Below are 1807 nucleotides of genomic sequence, written 5' to 3'. Positions count from 1 at the left end.
AAGTAAACAATCCGTATTAAAAATATCTCGATCGTTGGTTGTTGCCAACCAATTGATTAGCTCTTGAATATCAGCTAACTCAGGCGTTTGACCGATGAGGGTTAAACTTTCAGTGGCATAAATAGCTGCCCCTTGAGCGCCTACTAAGTCTAGTAAATTACTTCTCTCCTTGAGTAAACCATCTACAAAGCTCTCTTCTTGAGAAATAGCTTCAACAAATTTAGACTGAATCGAGTTTAACTGAATTCGGTAATCCAATTTCTCGTTGTCTTCTTTAGAAGCTAATTCTAAAGCCATAACTTTTCCTAAAAGCTCACAAGCAGTACGGATTTCATAAGAAACATACCTTGGTGACTGATGATGACAAGCAATTAGCCCCCAGAGTTTTTGGTTCCGAATTAACGAGATTGACATTGAAGCCCCCACACCCATATTTTTGAGATACTCAATATGGATAGGTGAAACACTTCTTAAAACACTAAAGCTAAGATCTAGCGGTCGATCGGTAACTGGATTATCAACAGGAAATAGTTCTACAGGTTGATAATTCACATCCGGAATTAATCGCAGCAAATTGAGTCCATACAAATGCCTTGCTTGGCGGGGAATGTCTGAAGCTGGATAGTGTAAGCCAAGATAAGAAGCCAATTCCTCTAATTTATCTTCAGCGATGACAGTACCCGCGTCTTCCGCATCGAATTGATAGACCATCACGCGGTCAAACCCTGTCAGTTTTCGCACTTCCTCCACGATCGCTTGACATAGCTGATTCAAAGTGGTTGTTTTTTGGATTTTAGTAATGGGCGCTTGAATTAAATGATAAAGGCTAAAAAAATTACTAAATTCTTTGGAAGTAACGGGTTCTAATTCAAGAATTAGCGCACCATCAGAACGATGGAGAATGCCATCAAAGAACAGTTCTCCTTTTTGAGTATTGATAGATAACTTGAGTGGATTGATTGTTCCCAGCCCTTCAGCTAATTTTTTCTGAATCTGCTCAATTAGTTGCGAGTCGAGAAAGGTTTGTAATTTTTCTTCCAATAATTCCTGGGGATGAATACCGAGGATTTCCGAAGTATTGTGGCTAACTTGTAAGATTTTTAGTTGAGGTTCTTGCAAAGCAAAAAGGATTCCGTGAGGCTGAATCAATCCCGGAATGTGAATAGGTTCTTTGTCACAATTGGTCAAATCGACGGGAGGGGAAAATAAGAAGTCATTCTGATTCATCGTTAATTTTGTCTTTTGGGATTTTTCTTATAATAGCCCTAAATTTAGCTGATCTCCGACTTTTCTCAGCAGCCGGAGATATCAACTCGATCTTGAGCGAACATGGGCGATCGACTTGTGTGAGCGATCGCATCTTTGGACTTTAGTGCAAGCTTTTTCGTGTTAATACTGACTACTTATGTGAACTACCCAACACCCATCTGAGTACAGATAGGGTGTGGGCTTCCCAATTCACGGGGGATTGCCTCTGCCGCCATAGATTTTTTACGTCCTGATGACTTTGGTCTTATATCCCCTCCCTGGGCAGAAGCGCTAGTTCCTAACGCCCATAATCGCAAACCTTCATTTCTAATATTGATTGCAGCATTGATGTCTCTATCATGCTGTCTCTGGCAGTGAGGGCAATCTACAAACCGTACACCCAATGAATCATAACCACACATATTTTTATAGTTGTGTCAACCAAAACAAAATATGCAAGCTCGTTTCGTCGTTGTAGTCTTCCTGGTTTTCGCTGCGCTCAAATATAGTCAGACTACACTCCTCAACTCACTCGCAATTCATCTCAACACTGACAGCC

2 protein-coding genes are annotated in these 1807 nt (G+C 40.7%); both read right to left on the bottom strand.

The window, feature by feature from the left end:
* On the bottom strand, positions 1-1227 hold a 1227-nt coding region (locus H6S82_RS31775), incomplete at its 3' end, for a GAF domain-containing protein (RefSeq protein ID WP_191057389.1).
* Between the two features lie 185 nt (positions 1228-1412).
* Positions 1413-1670: a zinc ribbon domain-containing protein gene (locus tag H6S82_RS31770; protein WP_242057197.1), complete on the bottom strand. Its 258-nt coding sequence runs from the start codon at positions 1668-1670 to the stop codon at positions 1413-1415.
* Between the last annotated feature and the right edge of the window lie 137 nt (positions 1671-1807).

The sequence above is a fragment of the Planktothrix sp. FACHB-1355 genome, assembly GCF_014748295.1.
In the GTDB taxonomy this organism is placed as follows: Bacteria; Cyanobacteriota; Cyanobacteriia; order Cyanobacteriales; family Aerosakkonemataceae; genus Aerosakkonema; species Aerosakkonema funiforme_A.
Note: the sequence above shows the minus strand (reverse complement) of the source record. Positions and strands in the feature narration are given on the sequence as shown.

Excerpts from the sequence above, each read along its gene's own strand:
- H6S82_RS31770 (WP_242057197.1), bottom strand. The coding sequence starts at position 1,670 with ATGTGTGGTTATGATTCATTGGGTGTACGGTTTGTAGATTGCCCTCAC.